General features: G+C 60.0%; 12 protein-coding genes. 3 read left to right on the top strand and 9 right to left on the bottom strand.

Annotation, left to right across the window (positions count from 1 at the left end; all coding sequences use genetic code 11):
* Nucleotides 1–89 precede the first annotated feature (89 nt).
* The 8 genes from RWL87_RS07135 to RWL87_RS07100 form a co-directional block, all read right to left on the bottom strand.
* The gene (locus RWL87_RS07135) at nt 90–1,706 is read right to left on the bottom strand and encodes a M48 family metallopeptidase (protein WP_049354057.1); all 1,617 of its coding nucleotides are present in this window, start codon (nt 1,704–1,706) and stop codon (nt 90–92) included.
* Nucleotides 1,707–2,026: 320 nt separating this feature from the next.
* Complete coding sequence (locus tag RWL87_RS07130; protein ID WP_049346241.1) at nt 2,027–3,163, bottom strand: acetate/propionate family kinase; 1,137 nt, start codon at nt 3,161–3,163, stop codon at nt 2,027–2,029.
* Nucleotides 3,164–3,848: 685 nt separating this feature from the next.
* A complete protein-coding gene (locus RWL87_RS07125; RefSeq protein ID WP_313969388.1) occupies nt 3,849–4,274 on the bottom strand; it encodes a hypothetical protein in 426 nt (141 codons plus the stop codon).
* A gap of 109 nt (nt 4,275–4,383) precedes the next feature.
* On the bottom strand, nt 4,384–5,472 hold the full coding sequence (locus tag RWL87_RS07120) for a diacylglycerol kinase family protein (RefSeq protein ID WP_313969387.1): 1,089 nt from the start codon (nt 5,470–5,472) through the stop codon (nt 4,384–4,386).
* 155 nt (nt 5,473–5,627) lie between these two features.
* Nucleotides 5,628–8,480 (bottom strand): hypothetical protein, encoded by a 2,853-nt coding sequence (locus RWL87_RS07115; protein ID WP_313969386.1) that lies wholly within the window; start codon nt 8,478–8,480, stop codon nt 5,628–5,630.
* Between the two features lie 568 nt (nt 8,481–9,048).
* Entirely contained in the window at nt 9,049–10,359 is a 1,311-nt protein-coding gene (gene serS / locus RWL87_RS07110; RefSeq protein WP_313969385.1) for a serine--tRNA ligase, read from the bottom strand.
* 92 nt (nt 10,360–10,451) lie between these two features.
* Nucleotides 10,452–11,399, bottom strand: coding sequence for a prephenate dehydratase (gene pheA / locus RWL87_RS07105; protein ID WP_313969384.1), 948 nt, complete (start codon nt 11,397–11,399; stop codon nt 10,452–10,454).
* 151 nt (nt 11,400–11,550) lie between these two features.
* Entirely contained in the window at nt 11,551–12,438 is an 888-nt protein-coding gene (locus tag RWL87_RS07100) for a fused MFS/spermidine synthase (RefSeq protein ID WP_313969383.1), read from the bottom strand.
* Between the two features lie 105 nt (nt 12,439–12,543).
* Between RWL87_RS07100 and RWL87_RS07095 the strand changes: the two genes are divergently transcribed.
* Nucleotides 12,544–13,167 (top strand): GNAT family N-acetyltransferase, encoded by a 624-nt coding sequence (locus tag RWL87_RS07095; RefSeq protein ID WP_313969382.1) that lies wholly within the window; start codon nt 12,544–12,546, stop codon nt 13,165–13,167.
* 247 nt (nt 13,168–13,414) lie between these two features.
* A complete protein-coding gene (gene pta / locus RWL87_RS07090) occupies nt 13,415–15,505 on the top strand; it encodes a phosphate acetyltransferase (protein WP_313969381.1) in 2,091 nt (696 codons plus the stop codon).
* Between the two features lie 147 nt (nt 15,506–15,652).
* On the opposite strand, the gene RWL87_RS07085 is transcribed toward pta, so the two are convergent.
* A complete protein-coding gene (locus tag RWL87_RS07085; RefSeq protein ID WP_313969380.1) occupies nt 15,653–16,093 on the bottom strand; it encodes a hypothetical protein in 441 nt (146 codons plus the stop codon).
* A gap of 336 nt (nt 16,094–16,429) precedes the next feature.
* Here RWL87_RS07085 and RWL87_RS07080 point away from each other — a divergent pair, with 336 nt between their 5' ends.
* Entirely contained in the window at nt 16,430–19,657 is a 3,228-nt protein-coding gene (locus RWL87_RS07080; protein WP_313969379.1) for a DUF3427 domain-containing protein, read from the top strand.
* Nucleotides 19,658–20,081: the final 424 nt, after the last annotated feature.

The raw sequence follows: 20,081 nt of genomic DNA, 5'->3' as shown, positions 1-20,081 counted from the left end.
ACCCGCCGGAGTGCGTTAGCACCCCGGCGGGTTCGTGAAGGTTATTGAGCTGTGCGGCTCAGATGAGACGTTCAGAGTAGGCTCAGCGGCTACTTCTTATCACCGTCGAAGCCGTAACCGTACGAGCCACCCTCAGAGGAGTTGTTGCCGTACTGGCCGTAACCGTACTGCTCAGGAGCAGGCTGGCCATTAGAGGGCTGCTCAGGGGCGGACTGGCCTGCACCGTTCTGGGTTGCACCGTTCTGGCCTGCGGCAGGCTGGCCTGCGGCAGGCTGACCGAAGCCAGGCTGCTGACCGTAGGCGGGCTGACCCGGTGCGGGCATCTGCGGGCCACCGGGAGCACCCGGTGCCGGCACGCCACCGGCGGCAGCGTACGCATCCCAACGCTGGCCGTGGAAGGCACGAGCCTGCTCGGTGAGCCAGCCAGCGAACAGCGTAGAGTTCGCATCGAACTCGGGGGCGTTCTCGGGCTTGGAGTACACGTCCACGGTTTCCAGGGTGTGGTCAGCCCAGGTGTCCTGGTGCTCACGCATGAACTCGGTGGACTGAATCGGGTCAGGCCACATGTGCACCGGCTCAGACGCCGGAATCAGCACAGGAACGCGCGGTGCGGCATCCTTGACCGGGTTCTCCGTCGGGCGCCAGAACAGGCGGCCCGGCTGGGTGCGGTCACGCAGCGCGTGCGCACGCCACGTGAGGATGGGGTGGCTTGCCAGCAGGTTCACGTACCAGACGGCAAGACCGCGGTCGGTCACGGCACGGTCGGCAAGCTCATCGAAGTTGACCTGCTTGTTCAGGTACTTACCTGCCGCAAGCACCTTGACGGCACCCTCAGCGCCCTCGGGGCAGAAGCGGTAGCCGAAGTTGTCGGCGGTGTATTCCTGCGAGCGGGACAGCGCACTCGACAGCACCGGAATCTGGTTGAACAGCGTAGTGAAAATCAGACGGAAATAACCGACGTGACCTGCGGCGATGTGGCCCACCTCGTGGCCAATGATGAAGCGCAGCGCCTCCGGATCACGGGACTTACCACCGATCTCGAACAGGTCAGAGTACAGGCAGATGTAGCGGCGGAAGCCGTGACCTGCCGCGAAAGCGTTCATCACGCCGTTACCGAGGATGACGTACGCGTCCGGCACGCGGCGCAGACCCGCCGCCTCCGCTGCTTCGGCGAGCATCTGGTACGCCTCAGGGAACTGGGTCGGGGTGATGCGCACACCGCGAACACGCTGCTGCGCGTAGTAGATTGCACGAACGATAAAGATGGCAATCGGGCCCAGGATGAGCAGGCCAACCGTCTGGAAAATCAGGTCTTCCAGGCTCGCGGAGGTGCTGCCGGAAGGTACTCGAACCGAGCCTTCACCGGTTGAGCTGAAGACGTAACGCATCATCGAGCTGAACAGGTCAGCCAGCGCCATGAACAGCACAATGTAGCCGACCGCGGTGACCGCGTAGGCGGCGACCAGCCACGGAATTTCGGAGGGGTGACGCAGCGCGTGCAGCACCTTCGGCGGCAGCATCGACTGGTAGGCGAAGAGCTTCGGCTGGGGCAGGGGGCTGACCGGCTTCTGGCGCTCGTCTTCGGGGAGCCAGCCGGCGGAGAGGTCCTGCGGGAGGGGCTCACCGGGGGCGTGGAATGCCTGCTGGCCGGGCTGGGCGTTGAACTGTCCGCCGGGCTGCTGGTGGTTTTCAGGGGGTTGAGTCATGTCTCGTCCGCTTCGTATCGAGTGTTATCTGATTCCACTCTATCGTTTTTGGGCACTTACTAGTGAATGTGAATGCGCTTTTTCTCATAGAATGCCCATTCGCGACGCTACAGTACGCCACAGCATCGAAATGCACAGCGCCGGAATACACCGCATCGGAATGCGCAGTGCCGGGGCGCGCAGTGCAGCGGTGCTCAGTGCAGAGACTCAGAGGCGCGCAGCCTTGCGGGCATAAGAAATCCGCCGCAACACCCGTACAGGACGGGTGCCGCGGCGGATTACTTTACGCTGAGCCGCCTACACGGCGGGGTGCGTGGGGCTTAGAGGCTCTTGACGAGTTCCTCGGTAGCCTCAGCGATAGCCTTCTCCTCGTTGGTGGGGATGACCAGCACCTTGATAGCGGAATCCTCGGTGGAAATCACGCGCGGCTCGGGGGAACGCTTAGCGTTCTCTTCCTCGTTGTACTTGATGCCGAGAGCGCCGAGGCGGTCCAGGACCAGCTTGCGGAAGTCGCCGGAGTTCTCACCGATACCTGCGGTGAAGATCAGTGCCTGCGCGCCGCCGACAACCAGGTTGTAGCCGCCAATGTACTTCATCAGGCGGTAGGAGGTCATGTCCAGTGCGAGCTGTGCACGCTCGTCGCCGGACTGTGCAGCCTCAACGACCTTACGCATGTCGTTGGAGCCAGCCAGTGCGAGCAGGCCGGACTCCTTGTTCAGGATGGTGTCCAGGCGTTCACCGTCAATGCCTTCACGGGACAGGATGGTGGTCAGTGCCGAGGGGTCAATGTCGCCGGAGCGGGTACCCATGATCAGGCCAGCCAGCGGGGTGTAGCCCATGGAGGTGTCCACGGACTTGCCGCCCTTCACAGCGGTCACGGACGCGCCGTTACCGAGGTGTGCGACAACGCCGTTGAACTCGTCGCGTGCAATGCCGAGCATGTCAGCTGCAACGTGGGAGACGTACTCGTGGCTGGTGCCGTGGAAGCCGTAGCGGCGGATGCTGTACTTGTCAGCCAGGTCGTAGGGGATTGCGTAGCGCCATGCTTCTTCGGGCATGGTGGAGTGGAACGCAGTGTCGAAGATAGCGACCTGCGGCAGGGAGGGCCACTTGTGCATTGCTGCGCGCATACCCTGAACGTGTGCGGGGTTGTGCAGCGGTGCCAGCGGGGAGAGGTCGTCGATCTGCTGGACAACTTCCTCGGTGAGCAGGGCGGGGTGGGTGAACTTCTCTGCACCCTGCACCACGCGGTGGCCGACTGCCTGCAGCTCGCGGCCGTGCAGGACGGGCTCAAGCTTCTCAGACATGATGTCGAATGCGACCTCGTGGTTGGGCACGTCGGTGCCGATGTTTTCAACGAGGCCGGAGGTCAGCATCTGCTCTGCCTCGGGCAGGGAGGTGTCACGCACCTGGTACTTCAGGGAGGAAGAACCGGCGTTCACAACGAGAATAAGCATGAAAGTATCTTCTTTCGTAGTTTTCTTTTCTGCTCCATTCTCGCACTTTTCGAGCCTGCGTGCGAGACGGCCCCGACCGTGTTTTTAACGGGGGTTTTTATCGCGGGCGGTATCAGAGCATTAACGGGGTCAGGAGGCGCGGAGTTGGGTGGGTACTTTTCTTTTCGGTGCCCGTGACCGGCTGACGGGTTGTTAGGTTTTAGGAATAACCTAGTTACTGGTCGTGTTTTCAGAGCTTAGGTATAGTTGGAACTAGCAAGGTAACACAAGAACCCTGAGGTAACTGCCACTTCGTGGCAGGGAAGTATACTGGGTGAGCCGTAGCGGGGTGTACTGGTGGATTCTGGTCGAAGCTCGGACCTTGCGCATAAGGCACCCTCGATGGGTGCCTTTTCTGTTTAACTACAGCTCAGGGGAGAAGACGCATTCTGGTGCGGCCCCTCCCCTACGTTTGCGGGTTGGTCCACTAGCTATCGGGATTTTTGCCGAGTCGTAGCCTTTAGAGGTGAGGACTGCACCAAGGTGGGCTGTAAGAAAAATAGTGTAAAAAATCGCCAATTTTTTCACTATCCCCCTGATTTTCAGGAAATAGTGAAAAATCGGCGATTTCTTTCATAATCCAGGTCACATATAGGCGGTTAGGGTCCAGAGCTAACTTTCGCTCAGACCCTAGACGCCGCCTCCGTCAGAAGAAGTCAATGTCAGGGAGGCCCGAAAATATCTCAGCAAAGAGCTCGTACGTACCTATCACAAAACGCTCACTGCGGTCCTCCACCTCGCTATCAGCCCGCGAATACGTGAAAAGACCACCAATAATCTTCACACCAAAGAAATACAGCCCAACACAACCAAGGACCAGAGCCACAAAAGGCATCACCAGCATGACCACAAAGTGAAGAATCACGTTATCAATCGAGCCGCCAAGCAACACCAGGCCGACAATAACAACCCCCGTTACAATCAAACACACGGGCACGCTCACAACGTACATGCCCCAGGCGATGATACGCAGAACAGTCTTCCAGAAGCCACGGTGCGGCTTCTCCTGCAGATAATCTGCGGGGTGCGAAAGATACGGTGCGGTTTGCTGAAGGGCGGGCTGGTTGCTCATAGGTGGTTGTCTCCTGACGTACTCGGTGTATACATCAACACTCCCGAGAATACGTCACCCACCTGGGCGATTCCTCAAAAAACAGGCGCGAGTAAGCAAACCACCCCAGCTAAAGCACATCCGGGTGAACCGCCACCTCCACGGCGGCAGGCAGCACCCGCGCGCTAATACGGTACGCCGACGGTGCCGGGTCACCATCCACCTCAACCGGCTGCGCACCATCCGGGAACTCCAGCACCACCTCAGACCCGACCAGGTGGCGAATCACCGGTAGCTCAATGCGCGGCGAACCCAGAATCGTACGGCGCATCACCTTCGCCATCAGCAGCCCCCACTCCACCAGGTCACGCGGGGACGCCACAATCACCTCAAGGTTGCCGTCATTCACGTCCGTCATATCCGCCAGACGAATACCGCCCTGCAGGCGGCCACAATTCGCAATCAGCACCGAACGCATCGGCAAGATGCGGGGCTCCCCACCGTCCACACTGATACTCACCGGGTGCGACCTGCCCAGCATGTGTTTCATGCCGGACTGCACGTACGCCACCCACCCGAACTTCGCTTTAATATCCTCGTTCGTGTCATTCATGACGAGCGCGTCGAAGCCGGCACCACTCATTACAAAGAACGTGTGTTCGGTTTCTTCGCCGGGGGTGCTCGTCGTCGTCATCTCAATCGCATCAACGGTCTGACCTGCACCGTTGAGCGCAATATCAATGCACGCCGCCACGTCACTGACCGGAATATACAGGTTGCGCGCCAGCAGGTTACCGGTACCCATCGGCAGAATACCCAGGCGCGGCTTGCGCCCCTCATGATGCGCCAGCGCCGCCGCCACAGCACGCACCGTACCGTCACCGCCGGCAGCAATCAGCAGGTCAACACCCTCAGCGATCAGCTCACCCGCCGCTTCGAAGCCGGGTTCGTCCACGCGGGTGGTGCGCACCAGCGCCTGCGGGTGACCGTTCGCCGCGAGGGTACGTTCCAGAATCTCGATAGCCGCCGCAACACCGGGTTTGCTCGGGTTGTACACCACGCCCACGCGCTGCGCCTCACCGGTGGGCAGGCTCGGCAGCACGCCGAAGGGCGCACCCAATTCGATAGCGCGGCGACGTGCGTTCTTGCGGGCGCGAGTGACGGAGGCGGTCAACGCCGCCGCCGCGGAAACACCAAGGAGTTTACGGTAAAGAGGCATAGTTCTTAGACTACCCGCCCACGCAAAAACCCGCTCACCGGTTACGCGGTGAGCGGGTTTTTCAGCTGGTTTTGATACGCCTTAGCAGGCGGGCAATCCCTTATTCAGCAGCTACTGCGATAGTTCTTGGAGAAAAACGTAGTACTTGGGTCAGCTCACGCATCTAAATTCACCACTTCTTTGAACCAAGCAAGGTTAGAGCGCGAGTGAAGGACAATCACAACCTGCTTGTCACTGCCTTCGATAGCGCACGCCATCGATTCGAGCTCAGTGCGCTCCTCTGACGGAGTGAGACTCTTCAAGGTCTCATCAAGCAACACAAGCCGGGCAGCGCCGTCACGTAACACGGAACGCGCAAGCATGAGCCCGCTCGAATTCGATGCTTCAGATGCGAACGGATCGATATCTGGTACGATTACCACTTCGCCTTGGGGATACCGGCGGTATAGAGCATCAAGCATGACGGACTTCCCCGCGCCAGTTGGTCCAATCAAGGCAACCATAGAACACCCAGAGTCAAGAACGCTCTCAAGCAGAGCCAGGTCAGCAGACCGCACGGGCGGATAAGAACGGTCGGCCCGGTACTCTTCAAGCATCCGAACACGCTCCGCAGTCAAGCTGACTACACCAACCTGTTGCAGCGTCTCCACCGTAGATTGGATGCCAGATGACAGAGTTACTGCAAAATATATTACGACCGCGGGAGCAACCACTGAGTTCGATCCTTCGACCATCAGTGCCAATACCACTGCAGAAACATTCAGTGACAACACAAGCGACTGAATCAGTCCCGTACGCAGTGCGTAGGCGTTCGCCAACTGAATCGAGCTGCTGACGTATGCAGCCTCCGAATGAGCGTAGGCTTCTTCTCCAGCCCGACGTAGCCCTGCACTGACGGGCGCAGCGTGTAAGCCAGCCTGGGCACCAACCACCCCGATGAAGTCACCTCGGCGATTGGCAGCCGTCGTCGAGGCAGGGAGAATCCACTTTGAACCCTGACGCATAGCAAGCATCGCTAGGGGTGCTACCGCCAACACAACGATTATGAACAGCGGGGCGCCAGCCACTGCGCCTCCGATGAGCATAAAGGTCTGTAGAATGACCATAAATACCGAACCCAGGGCGCTAGGCACCGACATCTGAAGGTCGGAGAAGTCTTCACCCATCCGCCCCATGACCGCACCGCTTGTTCTAGGACTAGCGAATCGATCGAGCCTCCGTATAACCCGGTCGTGCAAATCGCTCAGCCTAGCGATGGGAGCCCAGTAGAGCGGGCCAAAGAACATGACGGACCCAACAATTGCTGCCAGTGCGCAAGCAGCTGACACTCCAGCAACCTGAGCAGACAGCCCATCACTGTGAGCAATCGTCAATGCAAAAGCAACTTCGGATCCGCTCAAGAGTAGGGCGCCACACGTAATCCACACCAAATGCGGTCCAAACAACAACAGGGCCGATCGTCGGAATGTGGCACGCTTCGGCTCAGGGTCAGGAAGGTCCTGTCCCTCGCTCACATCCGTCGAACCAGCATCTGCCTCCTTAGCTGCCCCGGGGCTATGAGCCTGCAACTCAAGAGGGTCTACCCTCGCATCATTGCCGGAGGTGAAGGCACTCGGTACGTACTCCTCCGAGCTTGCCAGAAGTGTGCACGTTGGCACGCACTCTAAGATCCTCTCGGCAACCACTTCTCGTGTTACAGGATCAAGCGCTGCGAACGTATCGTCCAAAATTAGCCAGTCCGGTTTGTCTGCCAAAACGATAGCGACAGCAGCACGGTGTCTCTCTCCTGACGACAAGGTTGTTGCGTCTTGCCAGAACCGCCCGATCACATCCTCAGTGAGCCCCATACCTAAAGCGAGGCTAGTGAACCGGGATACCTGATGTGGCGAAGCAGAAGCTCGCCACGCTGACAACACCGAATGGGACACTTCCGGGTTGCGTGGTACGAAAGCAGAATCGGGGGTGGTCACGGATGTGCGCAATGCTTCAGCGCGCTCAGACGTAGATGCAAGCACCTCTCTAGAATTTGAAGGCTGCCCCACCAAGTCCTGCTGTTTAACCGTGCAATTTGGAGACGACTCGAGCTTGTCGAGCTCACGCATCATTGGCACAGCGAGCCGAATAACCCGATAGTTTACGATGTTGTTCTGCACCGCTGCGTACAGGTAGCGGGCTGCCAAAATAATTCCAATACCGAAATGAGCGGATGGCCAGAGCCACGCGCCGAGAACCGCAACCACAGCGAGCACCGCAGTTAGTGCTCCCCGTTCAAGGAATCCATTCAGGACCTGCAACGGGACCCGTCTGCGCAGAAGCTGCTCTTCGGTGTTTCGGATGCTAGCGACCTTGTCTAGGGCGGTACCCCAGCTGGGGATGCTTTGCCCTCGAGGCAGCGCGTTTGCTACACGCTGGATCCACTGCCTACGCTCTCCCTCTAGAGCGACGTACTGTTCCCATAGTCGGCCCACCAAGTTGATGAGACGGACGCTGACGAATACCAATCCAGTGATGAGCAACGCAGCGATGGCGCCGCTTGCACCATATAGCGCGAGCGAAGCCGCGAGAAAGGCAATAATCTGAACGGTTGAAACGGCGAAATCAACAACGAAGGCAAACTGGCTGATCTGTCCTGGGTATGTGAGAACATGCCCGTGAGCTTCCGGCGGATGGGATGACCTACTAAAGATGTCCCGGAAACGGCGGTATGTGAGCTGTCGAACCGCGATCGTGAGAATAAGCTCTTGGCGTTCCTTCACCCAGCACCCTAGGCTTTCAGCCAGGAAAGCGAAGATGAGTAACCAAATTGCACTGCCTGGGGTCCTCTCACCTGACGTTACCTGGCCGATACCTGCCGTAATCATCAGAGCCCCTGCAACATTCAGTAGGCCAGCGGTGAAGACGGTGAAACTCGTGCTCGTTGGCGCGAATACCAAAGCAAGCCAGCGAATCCGTCTCGGCAGGTTCCGCACTATCCTTTGATAGCGCGCATACAAGTGTTCGATGGGCATGTCTCTCAGATGCAGGCTAGGAGCGCTCTGTGTTTCGCCCCGTCGCTTGTGATTGATCACCATTATGTTTCCAGTCATTCGGTATTCGAGTTCAGGTGTACGGCCTCGTTAATAAGTTCGTCGTTCGGAAAACGGGCTTGGAGGTCGGGCCCATCCCCGCATGCGCAGAGAAAACGGGCGTGTTGTGTTGTGTGTCACTAGTTTACCAGGCTCATCCCCGCACGCGCGGAGAAAACTCGAGAAGGCAGGTAGCGAGGGCGCCGCGGAAACACCAAGGAGTTTACGGTAAAGAGGCATAGTCCTTAGACTACCCGCCCACGCAAAAACCCGCCCACCGTTTACGCGGTGAGCGGGTTTTTCAGCTGGTTTTGATACGCCTTAGCAGGCGGGGTTTCCCTTACTCAGCGGCTACTGCGGGGATAACCTCGGCGCCACCCATGTACGGGCGAAGAGCCTCGGGAATACGCACAGAACCGTCTGCCTGCTGGTGGGACGGAGGTGGGGGATTCCGAGCGCGCGAGGTACCAAATCCCCCGCCGGAGTGGAGACTCACTCCAGCAGGAATCCCTTACTCAGCAGCTACTGCCGGGATAACCTCGGCACCACCCATGTAGGGGCGAAGAGCCTCAGGAATCACAACAGAACCGTCAGCCTGCTGGTGAGTCTCCAGGAGGGCAACCACCCAGCGGGTGGTTGCCAGGGTGCCGTTCAGGGTTGCCACGGAGCGGGTGCGGCCCTTACGCACGTTGCCTGCCTCGTCCACGGTGTCCGGGGTGCGCTCGCGAATGTTCAGGCGGCGCGCCTGGTAGGTGGTGCAGTTCGAGGTGGAGGTCAGCTCACGGTAGGTGCCCTGGGTGGGGACCCACGCCTCGCAGTCGAATTTGCGGGCTGCGGAGGTGCCCAGGTCGCCTGCGGCGGTGTCAATCACGCGATATGCGAGGCCGCAGCGCTGCAGCATTTCCTCTTCGAGGGACAGCAGCTTTGCGTGCATCTCTTCTGCCTGCTCGACGGGGCAGTAGACGAACATTTCAGCCTTGTTGAACTGGTGCACGCGAATGATGCCGCGGGTGTCCTTACCTGCGGAGCCAGCCTCGCGGCGGTAGCAGGAGGACCAGCCCAGGTACTTCTTCGCGCCCTTCTCAAAGTCGAGAATTTCGTCGGTGTGGTAGCCGGCGAGCGCCACCTCGGAGGTTCCGACCAGGTACAGGTCGTCGCGTTCGAGGCGGTAGATTTCGTCGTCGTGCTTGACGTTGAAGCCGGTGCCGTTCATGATTTCGGGGCGTACCAGGGTGGGGGTGGTCATCATGGTGAAGCCGTGCTCGGTTGCGAGGTCGAGCGCCATCCACATGAGTGCCTGCTCCAAGCGTGCTACCTGGCCCTTGAGGAAGTAGAAGCGTGCGCCGGAGACCTTCGCGCCGCGTGCCATGTCGATGCCGTCGACGAGTTCGCCGATTTCGAGGTGGTCGCGCGGTTCGAAGCCTTCAGTGGTGAAGTCGCGGGGGGTGCCGACTTCCTTGACAACTACGTAGTCGTCTTCGCCGCCGACGGGTACGCCGTCGATGATGAGGTTTTCGATGCTGCTGATCAGTTCCTCGTATTCGGCGGTTTTCGCTTCGGAGGCTGCCTTTGCTTCGTTGACGCGGGCTGCGAGTTCCTTCGCCTGTGCGACGAGGGCGGGCTTTTCTTCCTTGGGTGCCTTTGCGACGGTCTTGCCGAAGGCGTTCTGTTCGGCGCGCAGGGTCTCGTATTCACCGATGAGTGCGCGGCGTGCGGTGTCGGCTTCGAGGATGCGGTCGACGTGGGTTTCGTCCTTGCCGCGTGCTCGCTGGGAGGCGCGGAAGACGTCGGGGTTTTCGCGGAGGAGGTTAATATCAATCACTGTTTTATCCTACCTAATCTTGCGGTGGGTTGTGGGCGGGGTTTGCGCTGGTGGGGCGCGGGTAGGTGCGGGGGTGTCTAGCGGCGGGGCGGCTAGTGGCGCTGCAGCTGTGCGGGGCGGCCGTTCGGGAAGAGCGACTCGACCCATTCGTGTGCGGCGTCGAAGGAGCCGTCGGAGTGGATGGCGTCGACTTCGGTGTTTTCGTGGTCGGCGCGCGGGTAGGAGCCGAGGAATTTCAGCGTCGGGGAGACGCGGTGCAGGCCGCGCAGTGCATCGCGCATGCGTGCCTCGTAGATGTGGCCGTCGGCGTCGATGCTGAACGAGTAGGAGCCCATGCCTTCGCCGGTGGGGCGCGATTCGATGCGGGAGAGGTTCACGCCGCGCACGGAGAACTGTTCGAGCAGTTCGAGCAGGGCGCCGGCGCGGTTGGCGGGCAGCGGCACGGTCAGGGTGGTTTTATCGGAGCCGGTCGGTTCGGGAATATCGGCGGTGCGGGAGAGCAGCACGAAGCGGGTGACGGCGTTCTTGTTGTCGCCGATGTTGTCCTGCAGTACGTGCAGTTCGGGGTGGTAGTTCAGTAGCGCCGGGGAGCAGATTGCCGCATCGTAGGTGCAGCCCTCTTCGAGCAGGCCGACAGCCGCCGCCGCGGTGGAGGAGCCGGGCAGGTACGCTGCGGTGGGCACGTTCTCCTGCGCCCAGCCGCGCACCTGCGCCCAGGCGTGCGAGTGGGTGGAAATCGTCTTGACGTCCTCAATGCTGAGGGGCTTCGCGGCGACCAGCACGAAACGGATCGGCACGAGCACCTCACGGATAATGCGTACACCCTCGCTGGCTGCGATAGCGTCCAGGGTGGCGCTCACGCCGCCCTCCACGGAGTTTTCGATGGGCACCATGGCGGCGTCCACCTCGCCCGCGTTCAGGCGTGCGAGCGCGTCGGGCACGCTAGTGGCGGGGATGCGTTCGGCGTCGGCTGCGCCGGGGACGCTCAGCAGGGCGGATTCGGTGAAGGTGCCGGAGGGGCCGAGGTAGGTGTATCGCATGCCACTATAGTAGCGTCTGCCGTGGAGGGGGCGCCGAATTGGGCGATAGGTTACGGTCTTTGGCGGTAGTTAAAAGCCCCTACCAAAGTCGCTAACCTATGGTCGAAAAATTTAAGTCATTACTGAAGAACGTAAGCTACCGCCAAAACCGCTACCTCACGAACTGACGAACCCGCGCGGTGTCCCAGTACTGGGCGGGCACGCCTCCGCCCATAAGCTCACGGGCGATTGCGGCAGCCTGCACGGATCCCGCCTCCGGCAGGGGCGCGTGCGAGCCGGCAATAATGACGTTGCCGCGGCGGCGGCCCTTCAACATTGCCGAATCCGCCACAATGCACACGTACTCAAACACCTCAAGCAGGGCGGACGCCTCAGCGCGGGCACCGGTCAGCGCCGGCCCGTCGCCGCAGTTCAGGATGTACAGGCCACCGGGTGCCAGGGACTCGGCGACGGTGCGGGTGAACTCCACGGTGGTGAGCGCCTCGGGGGTGGTATCCCCGGCGAACACGTCACGAATCAGCACGTCACGGGATGCAGGCGCGAAAGTCGCGGTGACGGCACCCGCCTCGCCCACGCGAATCTTCACGCGCGGTGCCTTGGGGATGTCGAACCAGGCGCGCACGTACTCGGCGAGCTTGGCATCCAGCTCAACGACCGTGTTGCGACTGGTCGGGTACAGGTCAGCGAAATAGCGCGCCATGGAGCACGCACCGCCGCCCAGGTGGGTGATGCGCAGCTTAGCGGCATCCAGGTGCTCCTCCACGTGGGAGGAGACAACCGCCGCAATCCAGCGCATGTACTCGAAATCCAGCTGGCGGGGTTCGCCCACAATCACGTGGGAAGACTGCACGCCGTTAATGAGCAGGAGCCAGCCGTCGGCGTGGTAGCCGTCAGGGACCAGCTCCGCCTCACCCGTGGAAATCGGGTACACGCCAGCGGCAGCACCCTGCACGGGGGTGCTCTCGGTATCGTCGATGCGGTTCTTCTGCTGCTTCTGCGCCTTCTGGGATTTCTTCGGTGCCCTGCTCTTTTTCGCCATACCCTCTAGCCTAGCCGACTAGCCTAGCCGACAGCCCGCACGCCCCTAGCGTACGCACCCGCGGGGAACCGCCTCCGCAGAAACAGGCTGAGTAGACTAGAACCCATGGGATTTGTATGTCAGGGCCGCTACGCGCTCGCACCGATTGAACCGACCGACGCCGAAAAGTACGTCAACCTGCAGCTGGACTGCATGGAGCAGACCTACGACCCGCTCTACTTCGACGCGCTCGGGGAAAGCTTCACCGCCCGCCACCGCGCCGAACGCAACGAATACCTCGAAGACTTCCGCCGCCACATCTCCTCCCCCACCGTGCGCGGCTTCTTCGCCTACGACGTACCCGGATGGACCCCCGACGGTGGGCTCTCCTGCTCCATCGGCGCACACATCGATTGGGATAAGCCGGTCGGCCTGGCGCTCTCCCTGTGCGAGCAGTCCTCCTGGGAACTCGAACGCGCCGACAGCCTTACCGAACTGCCCGCAGGCACCCGCAAACTCACGCACCTGTACACCCTCAACCACACGCACGGCACCGGGCTCGGCCGGGCACTCTACGAATCCGTCATCTACCCGGACGAAAACTCCTACCTGTGGGTCATGGCAGAAAACGAACGAGCGCTCTCCTTCTACGAGCGGCTCGGCTACCGCAACGAAGGCGTGTACTTCCAAGCACGCGGCATCTGGGCACCCGGCCACAGCGTACGATACACGCGCATCCTCAACCCGTAAACAACCCCCTAGACGGGCAAGCCACACCAGGGAGGCGGCACAAACATTCGTGCAACCTGCCCCAACAACAGCCGCGCATCCGCCCACATGACGCAGCGCACCGCACCCCCTGTTAGGCGCCACCCCCACAACGCCTTAAGATAGAAGATGACCTATAAGCTCGACGCACCCGCGCACAGGAGCACATACACCCCTGCGCAGCCGCGGGACCCAGCGCCGAACATCCGCATAGAAGGAAAGTAAAACTATGACCACCGGTCTTTACCTCTCCGCTATGTCCCAGAACTCGGGCAAGTCCCTCGTCGCCCTGGGCCTAGCAGACTCCCTCATCAAGCGCGCAGACCGCGTCGGCTTCTTCCGCCCCGTCTTCGACGGTGCAACCATCTCTGACGACCCCGTCGCACGCCTCATCCGCGAGCACTTCGGCCTGGCCGAAGAGCAGGTCGGCGGCGCCGTCTCCATGCCCGACGCCCTCGCACTCATCGCAGAAGGCGACACTGAAGAGATCTCCGCACGCGCAGTCTCCGCCTACGAGAAGGTCGCAGCAAACAGCGACGTCGTAATCGTCGACGGCGTCTACCTGCCCGCTAACGCACTCTCCGTCGAGTTCGACCTGAACGTCCAGATTGCACGCGACCTGGGCCTGCCCGTCGTCGCTATCGTCGGCGCACAGGAAGCAACCGTCGAAGAAGCAGTCACCGCCGTTGACGTGGCACGCACCGAGCTGCTCGCCTCCAAGGCAGACCTGCTCGCCATCATCGTCGGCCGCGCCGAGCCCGAACTGCGCGACGAAATCGAAAAGTCCGTCAAGCGCGGCGACGCAAACCTGCCCGTCTACGTACTGCCCGAAATCCCCGAACTGAACGCACCCACCGTCGGTGAAGTTGCCGAGGCCCTCAAGCTCGACACCGAAGGCATCAAGGCAGAAGACCTCAGCCGCGACATCCACGGCATCAAGGTCGCAGCAATGAACGTCTCCAACTTCCTGAACCAGTTCGTCGACGGTGACTTCGTCATCGTCCCCGGCGACCGTGCAGACATCGTTGCAGCAACCCTCGCATCCGCACTGGCACCGACCTTCCCCGCACCCTCCGGCGTGCTGCTCACCGGCGGCCTGGACGCGCTGCCCGGCAAGAACACCGCAGTCGGCTCCCTCATCGACAACGCACCGTTCCCCGTGCTGTCCACCACCAAGGACACCTTCAAGTCTGCACGCGCAGTCTCCCGCGTCCGCGGCGCCCTCGAAAGCGGCCACCAGCGCAAGCTCGCAGCAGCAATGGGCGGCTGGGACGAGCACGTCAACAAGGACGAACTGCTCGCACGCCTCGAAATTGAGCGCCCCGCATCCATGACCCCGCTGCGCTTCCTGCACAACCTCATCGAGACCGCACGCGCAAACCGCCGCTCCGTGGTCCTGCCCGAGGGTTACGACGTGCGAATCCTGCGTGCATCCGAAATCATTGCACGCCGCGACTTCTGCGACCTGATCCTGCTCGGCAACCCCGCCAAGATCGCAGAGATTTGCCAGGCCGAAGGTATCGAACTGCCCAGCACCGTTCGTATCATCGACATCGAAAACAACGAGTACACCGAGGACTTCGCAGCAACCTACGCTGAGCTGCGTGCACACAAGGGCGTCACCATTGAGGCTGCTCGCGAGCGCATGACCGACCCCTCGTACTTCGGCACCATGCTCGTCTACAAGGGCATCGCCGACGGCATGGTTTCCGGTGCTGTGAACACCACCGCGAACACCATCCGCCCCTCGCTCGAGTTCATCAAGACCCGCCCCGGCACCAAGATCGTCTCCTCCGTCTTCCTGATGCTGATGGAAGACCGCGTTCTGGTCTACGGCGACTGCGCAGTGAACCCGAACCCCAACGCAGAGCAGCTCGCCGACATCGCGAAGGCTTCCGCAGAGACTGCACGCCAGTTCGGCGTCACCCCCAAGGTTGCTATGCTGTCCTACTCGACCGGCACCTCCGGCGCTGGCGCAGACGTGGACGTTGTGCGCGAGGCAACCGAGATCGTGCGCGCATCGAACCCCGACTTCGCGGTCGAGGGCCCGATTCAGTACGACGCTGCATCGAACATGTCCATTGCGTCGACCAAGCTGCCCGGCAGCGAGGTCGCTGGTCAGGCTACCGTGTTCGTCTTCCCCGACCTGAACACCGGTAACAACACCTACAAGGCTGTTCAGCAGTCTTCGGGTGCTGCCGCTGTGGGCCCGGTTCTGCAGGGTCTGCGTAAGCCCGTGAACGACCTGTCGCGCGGTACCACCGTTGAGGACATCATCAACACTGTTGCGATCACCGCAATTCAGGCACAGAGCCTGTAAGGTGCACGCGGCGCTGTAGCGTGAAGGCTGCGGCGTTCCGTTGATATAGAAATCTCCCGCACTGGGGGGCATGCCGTGAAGGTGTGCTCCACCCGGTGCGGGAGATTTTTTGTAATTACAGGGATTTCTTCTGGTGCAACTCCCCGGTCAGACCTTGCGGGTACGGCGGTCGAGGCGCACATAGTTAATCACGCCAAGAACAGCCATGCCCACGGCGGTCAGAACCGGGTCGAGGGCGGGCGGGAAGAGCCAGGTGAGCCCCGCCTCCACGGTGTAAGCGATGAGGCGGCAGATAAGGTAGGTGCACACCGCCACGAAAAGCGCGTAGGCGACGATGATGCCGACCGGGCGGGGCTCGTAGCCTTCTCGCCGGGCGCGTAGAGCGGCACCCAGGGCGTTACCCAGGTACAGGGCGAGAGCGCCGACGACGAGCGCGGCGGTGAGGGCACCGTCAAGGAGCGTGCGCGGGGTCAGCGGTGCGGTGCCTGCCTCAGAGAAGAGGTTGAGGGTGCGCACCGCGGCGTAGGCGTAGCAGAAGATGACTGCCGCGCGGATGGTGAGGGGTAGGTTAGTCCAGAAGGTTTTCATGCGGCCCCTTTCGAGATGGAGGGCGGGCTTCTGTCTGAGTGTTACCCCAAGGATACCTAAGAACGCCGGTGTGTGATGCGAATCAATAGCGTTTGGGCTGGTGTGTTCTGCGTGCGGGGCGGGGTGTTTGGTGCGCCGAGTTTAATCGCCGAGAAGCCACATGTGTTTCGAAAAGCAACATATTACGTGGCTTCTCGAAACACATGTGGCTTTTCGAGGAAGGATGTATGCAGGAGCCGCCGGGATTTTTGTAATTACAGGATTCCACCACCCCTCCCCCGTGAACCGGTGACCACCCAAGCAGCGGCAAACCGCCCGGGCTGCTAGGCTGCTGCTATGACCACGACTGACGAAACTCTCCCCCTGGGGCTCTACGAACACCTCAAGAGCGCATCGCTCATGGGCCGCGCCATCCCCGAAGGCGCGCAATGGCAGGAAGAAATCCTCCAAAAAGACGACTACAACATCCCCGAACTGCTCACCCAGTTCTTCGCTACCCAACTGGCTCCCGCCCTCGAAAGCCTCAAAAACCCCGCCGACCAGGTGGAACTCATCAACCGCATGATGGAGCTCCTACCGCAGGATGCCGAAGAGCAGAACGATTCGTTGCTGACCGATGACGACAGTAACGTAATTCAGATGCGCGAGCTCACCCTCACTGATGCAAAAACTACGCGCCCCGATATTCCTCTGAGCGACGTTGCTCTGATGACGAATACTTCTAAAGACCTGAATCTCAATACTGAAATTCAGAAAGAATTAGAAAGTGCAGACCGTGTAGATTTGCTCTGCTCTTTTCTGAAAATGTCTGGTGTTAATAGTTTGAGTGAGCAGCTTAAAGCTATTAAAAATCGCGGTATTCCTTTCCGCATTATTACCACCACCTACATGGGCGCGACCGACCGCAAGGCTATTGACCGCCTCGTTGAAGAGTACGGTGCGGAGGTGAAAATCAGCTACCAGGGCGACAGCACTCGCCTGCACGCGAAGGCTTGGCTGTTCCACCGCAATACCGGCATGTCCACCGGCTATGTGGGTAGCTCGAACCTGTCCAGTGCCGCGCTCACTGACGGCCTGGAGTGGAATGTTCGCATCTCTAACCCGATTACACCCGGCCTGATCCGCCAGTTTGAAGGCCTATTTGAAAGCTACTGGAAGAGCGGTGATTTCACCTCTTACACCGCCTCTGACAAGGAGAAACAGGAGCTCGACACTGCCCTGGCCAAGGCGGATATTACCGGCCGTAAAAGCAAGGGCCTGGAGTACGATATCGACTCGTCTCTACTGGATGTGCACCCGTTCCCGCATCAGGTGCGCATGCTTGAAGAAATGCAGAACGCTCGTTCTAAGGGTCGTCACCGCAACCTCGCCGTGGCCGCAACCGGCACCGGCAAAACTGTGTTCTCGGCTCTCGATTACAGGCGCCTCTGCGAGCAGTCCGGCAAAAAGCTGAAGCTGCTTTTCATTGCACACCGAAAAGAAATCCTTGACCAGGCGCGCCGCACTTTCGGCGACGTCATGCTTAAAGGTAATTTCGGTGAGCTCCTGACCGGCGGCAAAAAGCCTGAATATAATGAGGCTGTTTTTGCCACCATTCAAACCTTGTCAGGTGCCGCCCTCGAAAATTATGCACCGGACTATTTCGACGTCATCATCATGGACGAATGCCACCACATTAAGGCCGCCAGCTGGGACAAAGTTTTCAACTATTTTGAGCCCCGCGAATTTATTGGCCTGACCGCAACCCCCGAGCGAGAAGACGGGGTAAACATCGCTGACAAGTACTTTGACGGTTACGTGGCAACCTCCATCCGCCTGTGGGACGCACTCGAAGACCACCTCCTCGTACCCTTCCAGTACTTCGGTATTGCCGACGGCACCGACCTGCGCCGCATCAACGTTCGGGGTGGCCGGTACGACGAAAACGCCCTGGAGAACCTGTACACCAAGGACGAGGCTGAACGCCGCCTGCGCATCATCGTGGAGGAGCTACGCGAGAAGGTCGACAACCCCCTGCGCATGAAGGCGCTCGGGTTCTGTGTGAGCGTGAAGCACGCCAAATACATGGCCCAGAAGTTCAACGAAATAGGAATCCCAGCAGATTGCTTGGTGGGTACGGATTCCGCCGAGCGTCGTGCCGAGGTTATGGGGAATCTTGCGGATGACAACCACGAGCTGACGACCATCTTCACCGTGGACCTGTTCAACGAGGGCGTCGACATTCCAAGCATTGACACGCTCCTGATGCTGCGCCCCACCCAGTCGCTCACACTCTTCCTGCAGCAGCTGGGTCGCGGCCTGCGCCGTGCACCGTTGAAGTCTGTTCTGACAGTTCTCGACTTTGTGGGACACCAGAACAAGAACTTTATGGTTCACAGCAAGTACCGCGCTTTTGCGCGACAAGGTGCCCTGACTGTGGATGATATTGAGAGCCCCGAACTGCCGGCCGGTTGCCACTTCCACCTGGATGAGCTGACCCAGAAGCAGGTCATCCAGAAGATTCGTGAGTCCCTGCGCATGAACCAGCATGCCCTTATCGACACAGCCAAAAGCTACCTGGAAGATATGCGGCGAAACTCCGCGGGCGCCGACATTCGCCCCACCGTCATTGACTTCATCAACCGCTACGGCATGGGTCTACCCCATATTTACGGCCGTAGCAGCAAGGTACCCCTGCCCGGTGTAACTAAGCCCGTCGCAACAACCTGGACCAGCCTCCAGGCCGCGAGTGAGCTGTACCCCGACCTGGTATTTCCTTTCCAGGACAACGTATCCGTCGAGACGAATAAGCGCGTCAAGGCGCTCACGCACGTGCACGACACGTTCCGCATTAACGCCTACCTGGAGCTGCTGAACACGGACGTCCTGGAACAGGACATGACCGACGAACAGCGCCGCCACGCATGGATGCTCCTCTTCTCCATCTGGCCTTACGCCAAGTGGGACGGTTCTACCGAGAAGTTCAGCCTCGACGAGGGCCTGGCAACCCTGCGTAAGAACCGCGGTATTCTGCAAGAGTTAGAAAGCGTCTGGAACTTCAACGCCGCTACGGACACCACCTCCACCCTGCCGCTCTTTGAGGGCGAAGATATTCCCCTGCGCACTCACGCGCTCTACTCCCGTGAGGAACTATTCGCAGGCCTGGGCGGCCAAGAGGAAAACTTCAAGGTCCCCGGCGTCTCAGTTAACGGTGTCGTACCCTTCAACCCGACGAATACCACCGCACTACTAGTGAATTTGGAGAAGTCTGAAAAGCACTTCTCACCGACCACCATGTACAAGGACTACGCCATCAGCGCCTCGGAGTTCGCGTGGGATTCACAGAACGCAACGACTCCCGAAAGTCAGCTGGGTCAGCTCTTCCAGCATCATGAAGAGTTGGGGCGCCGCATCGTTCTTTTCGTTCGCCGCAACAAGAAAGATGCTATAGGCACCAGCCCCTACATGTGCCTGGGCACCGTGAAATACATTTCTCACGAGGGTTCTAAGCCGATGCATATTCGCTGGTCGCTGGACCGCCCAATGCCGGCGTCCATGTTCCAGATCGCGAAGATTGCCTCGTAAGGTCTGAATAACCGCAGCAGGCGGCCCCGAATGTTTATAAGCGTTCGGGGCCGCCTGCTTTTTAGACCGAGGTTTTCGATAGGTTAGTGTCTTCGCCGCGAGTCTTTAACCCGCCGTGAAGACACTAACCTATCGACGACAAGGCATAACCCATAACCAACTCTCACCTACCTGTCGTAGCCGGAGATTCGGTCATGGGTTACGGATTTGTGCCATAGGTTAGTGTCTTTGGTCGTAGTTAAAAGCCATGGTCGAAGACGCTAATCCATGGTACAAAATTCTGTGGAGGCGGCGCCTCCACAAGTGCAGATTATTTGATGCATAAAGCATTGAGGTGTTCGTATGGTGACGTTTAGTCGCTGTTGTACCCAAAAGAATGCAAACGACGGCAAACATGCGGTAGGGTGGTAACTGTAGTGTTCCA

Origin of the sequence: uncultured Rothia sp. (genome assembly GCF_963555405.1) — a bacterium.
GTDB lineage: Bacteria > Actinomycetota > Actinomycetes > Actinomycetales > Micrococcaceae > Rothia.
Note: the sequence above shows the minus strand (reverse complement) of the source record. Positions and strands in the feature narration are given on the sequence as shown.

What these genes read in the sequence shown, in the direction of transcription:
- RWL87_RS07135 (WP_049354057.1), bottom strand. Translation starts at nt 1,706, where the DNA reads ATGACTCAACCCCCTGAAAACCACCAGCAGCCCGGCGGACAGTTCAAC.
- RWL87_RS07130 (WP_049346241.1), bottom strand. Translation starts at nt 3,163, where the DNA reads ATGCTTATTCTCGTTGTGAACGCCGGTTCTTCCTCCCTGAAGTACCAG.
- RWL87_RS07125 (WP_313969388.1), bottom strand. Translation starts at nt 4,274, where the DNA reads ATGAGCAACCAGCCCGCCCTTCAGCAAACCGCACCGTATCTTTCGCAC.
- RWL87_RS07120 (WP_313969387.1), bottom strand. Translation starts at nt 5,472, where the DNA reads ATGCCTCTTTACCGTAAACTCCTTGGTGTTTCCGCGGCGGCGGCGTTG.
- RWL87_RS07115 (WP_313969386.1), bottom strand. Translation starts at nt 8,480, where the DNA reads ATGCCCATCGAACACTTGTATGCGCGCTATCAAAGGATAGTGCGGAAC.
- pheA (WP_313969384.1), bottom strand. Translation starts at nt 11,399, where the DNA reads ATGCGATACACCTACCTCGGCCCCTCCGGCACCTTCACCGAATCCGCC.
- RWL87_RS07100 (WP_313969383.1), bottom strand. Translation starts at nt 12,438, where the DNA reads ATGGCGAAAAAGAGCAGGGCACCGAAGAAATCCCAGAAGGCGCAGAAG.
- RWL87_RS07095 (WP_313969382.1), top strand. Translation starts at nt 12,544, where the DNA reads ATGGGATTTGTATGTCAGGGCCGCTACGCGCTCGCACCGATTGAACCG.
- pta (WP_313969381.1), top strand. Translation starts at nt 13,415, where the DNA reads ATGACCACCGGTCTTTACCTCTCCGCTATGTCCCAGAACTCGGGCAAG.
- RWL87_RS07085 (WP_313969380.1), bottom strand. Translation starts at nt 16,093, where the DNA reads ATGAAAACCTTCTGGACTAACCTACCCCTCACCATCCGCGCGGCAGTC.
- RWL87_RS07080 (WP_313969379.1), top strand. Translation starts at nt 16,430, where the DNA reads ATGACCACGACTGACGAAACTCTCCCCCTGGGGCTCTACGAACACCTC.